Here is a 3,940-nt window from a genome sequence, read left to right on the forward strand (position 1 = left end):
AGGCGAATCGACGCGCGCTGGAAAAAGTAGCCTGTCCCCTTTTTTATTCAGTTGGAGCGTTGTCCGGTTCGTCAGCGGGATGCGACGAGCTGCCTGGTGGTCTGCCGGGAATCTGTTTTTGCCGAAGGAGTTTCGTGAAATAGGTGCGCTGTAGGCCTAATTCTTCCGCGGTTCTTGTCTGGTTCCACGCGTTGCGCTTCAGGGCTTCCTCCAGAATCCACCGGCTATAGGTCTGCATCATGTCATGGTAGTGGGCCGAAGATTGCGGAGGTCCGGTTTCCGCCCGGCGAGGCTCTTGCGTCGAGAGGTGGAGGTGTTCCGGTTCGATGGTCGTTCCCGGCGTGAGGATGTACGCGCGGGTTAACACGTTTTCAAGTTCCCGGATGTTGCCGGGCCAATGATACGTGGCGAGCACGCGCAAGGCCGGATCGCTCAGGGTGCAGCGCTTGTGCAAACCAAGCCTCCCCGGCTGGTTGAGAAAATGCTGCGCGAGAACGGGGATGTCATCCTTCCGATCACGCAGCGGCGGAAGCGTTATAGAAATCACTTCGAGCCGGTAATACAGATCTTCCCTGAAGGTGCCCTTCCGAATCGAGTCCTTGAGATCCTTGTTCGTCGCGGCGATGAATCGAACGTCCGTATGGACGGCCTGGGTTCCTCCGACGCGATAGAACGTTTGATCCTGTAAGACCCGCAAGAGATGACTCTGCATCGACATCGACATATCACCGATTTCGTCGAGGAACACCGTGCCGCCTTCGGCGATCTCGATCTTGCCGGCTTCCCGCTTGGTCGCTCCGGTAAATGACCCCTTCTCATGACCGAAGAGTTCGTTTTCGAGGAGGTCCTTCGGAATGGCGGCACAATTTACGGCGACGAACGGTTTGCTCCTTCGCGGGCTCCAGTGATGGACCGCACGGGCTACGACTTCCTTACCGGTGCCGGTTTCTCCCAGGATCAGTACCGTGACGGTGGATGCCGCGGCTTGTTTCGCAAGGGCCAGCTGCGCGGTGAATTTCTCATTGTTTCCGACAACAGCGCCGTAGCGGGAACTGACTTCTTCCTGCAGGGCGGTCACTTGACGGCGAAGCGCCAGGGTCTCGAGAACTTTATTGATGACCACCGTGATGTGGTCGCCGGTGAACGGCTTCGTGACGAAATCGGCTGCGCCGAGTTGCATGGCCTTGACGGCGAGTTCAATGGTCCCGAAAGCGGTCAGCATGACGACCTGCGGCGTCAATGCGACAGGGGCGACCGGGGACGCGCCCGTTTCGTCGGATTCGGAACGTGCAAGGTCATGAAGCTGTTGCAAGACTTCGATGCCGGAGAAGATCGGAAGCTGAATGTCGAGCAGGACGACGTCCGGTTGCTCATGGTGGATCAGGCGGAGGGCGTCTTTGCCGTTGTCGGCGCTCAGGACTTCGTGTCCCATCCAATTCAGCCGGTTGCTGAGGGCGAGCACGATGTCGGGGTCGTCGTCGACGATGAGGATTCTTGCTCGCATTAACGCCACCTCCAAAAGATAAGAGAGCGGCCGAACGATGGCTCGCTACTATACGCCTTCTGTCGTGATGTGGGAATCATGATTTCTCCGTCGTGGATTGCCCTAAGGCGCAGGGGAAGGTGACGATAAACGTCGTGCCCTCGCCGAGGCGACTTTCTACGTCGATCGACCCCAGATGCATCTCGACCAGAGTCTTGGTGATGAAGAGTCCCAATTGCGCACCCTGGGACGACGGCATGGTCGACGGCACTTTCGAAAATTCGTTGAAGACCTTATCGAGATGTTCCTGATCGATGCCGCAGCCCGTATCCTGTATTCTGACGCTGACACGGCTGTCTCCGTCCGTTGAGGCCGTGATGGTGACGTGCCCGCCTTCCGGAGTGAATTTCACGGCGTTCCCGATCAGGTTCCAGAAGATTTGCTCCATTTTGTCACGGTCCCCTCGGACATCCAAAAGATCGTCCGTGAACGTCGTCGTAATGTCGATATGCTTATCATTCGCAACTACACGGAGACTGTCGGCAACGAGGTCGATGATCTGTCCGACCGAGAGCTGTTCAAGCCGTAGGGTTTCTTTCTTGAGGTCGAGACGGGACCAGTCGAGCAATTGGTTGATGATGCGTGTCAGGCGAGTGAGGTTATGGCCGATCCGGTTCAGATAGGCCTTTTGCCGATCTGTCAGCGGCCCGGCGACGCCGTCGAGCATATTGTCGGCGAAGCTGCGAATCGCGGTCATGGGCGTGCGCAGTTCGTGAGAAGCGACGGAGAAGAACAGGGAGCGGCGTTGGTCATGCTCCTGGAGCCGCTTATTGGCCAGGGACAATTCGTGCGTGCGTTCCTGGATGTGATGCTCCTGCTGCTGACTGAGCTGCTCCAGGCTTGCGTAGGCCCTGGCGTTATCGATGGCTGTGGAGACGTGGCTGGCGATCGTCAGCAGGATGTTCAGATCTTCCTCCGTGCTGGGTTGCTCGCCGCGATCTCCGCCGATGAATCCCAAAATTCTGTTGTGGGACTGAAGCGGAACTAACGCGAAGGAGGTCACGCCAACGCGTCGTGTGAGCGCCAGGATCGCAGGGTGCATCCGATTCTGCACGTTTGCAATGTCCGCAACGAGGACCGGTTTGGCATGAATGAACAAATCTGAAATCAACGTGTTGTTGTCTTCGATCGGAATGGTAAGGTGCTGGGCTGCCATGGCGATCTCTTCAGCCACGCCGGCCACCTGAGCGACATAGGCGATTTCCTCCTCCTCATGGCGAAGCATCAGTACCATGCGTGAAAATCCGAGGTTGGACATCAGGAGTTTGAGAATCTTGCCCAGGAGTTCGTGCAGGTCCAGTGTGCTGGTAATGGCCGCGCTTGTTTGGTACACGGTTGTGAGCTGACTGATCTGGCGACTGATCGTCTCCATGTTCAGGGCAATGGCAGTAGTGCGTTCTTGTAACGACAGTGTCATCCGGTTGAATGCATGTGTCAATTGACCGACTTCATCAGAAGTGGTGAGCGGAAGCGGTTTGGGCGATCCGCCTTCTGCCAGTTCTCGGGCCACTCCTGTGAGATTCTGCAACGGGGTCGTCACCCGTTGGACGAGCACCAGGGCGCCGACAATCCCGGCTGCAATGATGAAGACGGTAATGAAGAGCATGTTTCCAACCGTGCTGAGCATGCCCTGTTTGAGATGGGCATCCGTGAGGCCGATCTGAACCACGGCCGATGCATTGGCCGGTCTGGCAATCGATGTCGAGCCATTCGTTTGCTCGTACTCCAGAGAAAATGTGGGTAGGGGCAGCTGGTCCTGAACGTCGCGGAAGATAGACATGGCAAAGTCGTAGACGTGTTCTTCCCACGCGAATCTGCTGCTACTCTTGGTCACGATCGAAACCGGAGTCATATGCGGGCCGGAGGATGGATCTCGAAGGAGTGTTTCGGCAATGTGAGACGCAGGATAGAGGGGCCGGTCCGCGGATCGGTCCGGTTTGCCGAATGATCCACGTTGTCCTTTTGATTGTTGTGACAGAATCGTTCCATCTGCCTTCGTGATGACCACATAGACGACATCATTGACGGCCATCAACCCCTCTATGAACTCATTGAGCGTCTCCTTGTCCTCCGCTACCAAACCGGCGTAGCGGAAATGGTGGTTATGGGCGAGATTGGTCAGAAGGATCATTCCTCGTTCGGTCAAGTCCTCAGTGATGGCTCTGCGGCGGTGGTCGATAAAATACCAAGTCAAGGTTGAGCAGGTCAGGATCAGGATCAAACTGAAAAAGACGACGAACTTCATTCTCAGACTCGACTTGGGCGAGAGTCCGAATGGAAAGTTTATGTTGCTGATGGCCGGAAGCTTTGGCATGTTCATAAGGTCATCAATAGGTTTCGTCGATCAACTTAGTCGTCTCGCCGTTGAAAGTTAAGCCGAGGAACTTCGCCGTCTTG

Annotated in this window: 2 protein-coding genes; both read right to left on the minus strand. The window is 56.3% G+C overall.

What is annotated here, in order from left to right; all coding sequences use genetic code 11:
- Positions 1–43: 43 nt before the first annotated feature.
- Complete coding sequence (locus ACWVCN_RS10000) at positions 44–1,504, minus strand: sigma-54-dependent transcriptional regulator (RefSeq protein WP_455245497.1); 1,461 nt, start codon at positions 1,502–1,504, stop codon at positions 44–46.
- Positions 1,505–1,580: 76 nt separating this feature from the next.
- Positions 1,581–3,857 carry an ATP-binding protein gene (locus ACWVCN_RS10005; RefSeq protein ID WP_455245498.1) on the minus strand — a complete coding sequence of 759 codons (2,277 nt, stop codon included), beginning with the start codon at positions 3,855–3,857 and terminating at the stop codon, positions 1,581–1,583.
- Positions 3,858–3,940: the final 83 nt, after the last annotated feature.

The sequence above is a fragment of the Petrachloros mirabilis genome, assembly GCF_975968855.1.

Excerpts from the sequence above, each read along its gene's own strand:
- ACWVCN_RS10000 (WP_455245497.1), bottom strand. The coding sequence starts at position 1,504 with ATGCGAGCAAGAATCCTCATCGTCGACGACGACCCCGACATCGTGCTC.
- ACWVCN_RS10005 (WP_455245498.1), bottom strand. The coding sequence starts at position 3,857 with ATGCCAAAGCTTCCGGCCATCAGCAACATAAACTTTCCATTCGGACTC.